This is a genomic window from Bacillus sp. 7884-1 (genome assembly GCF_002272245.1).
Lineage (GTDB): Bacteria > Bacillota > Bacilli > Bacillales > Cytobacillaceae > Neobacillus.
In genome coordinates this window covers 1-336 of record NZ_NPDD01000366.1, presented here as the reverse complement: position 1 = coordinate 336, position 336 = coordinate 1, and the positions used below count along the sequence as shown (strand labels likewise).

Annotated in this window: 1 protein-coding gene; it reads left to right on the top strand. The window is 43.5% G+C overall.

Features of this window, described 5'->3' with window-relative positions:
* On the top strand, positions 1-336 hold a 336-nt coding region (locus CHI06_RS29135; protein ID WP_142301058.1), incomplete at both ends, for a DUF3823 domain-containing protein.

Below are 336 nucleotides of genomic sequence, written 5' to 3'. Positions count from 1 at the left end.
CTCTGATCGAAGACGCGCTCATTCAACCTGTACAAACAGATGAAAACGGACACTTTTCCATCAGTGCCTATAAAGGAAACTATACCTTGCATATTTCTGCGCCTTTCTATCATGTCCAAGATATCACGATCGCCATACCAGCAAACGGTAATATCGAACAAAATATTCCGTTACAACCATTTGTCGGCTATCCTGATGAGATTGGCTATGATGATGGGACAGCAGAAGCCCATAATGCTTCGTTAACTGCTGGAGATGGTTGGGCTGTAAAAATGTTTTTACCTGAAGGTAAAAAAAGCGCATTAGTCACCGCTGGTCTCTTCCGCTTCTGGGATG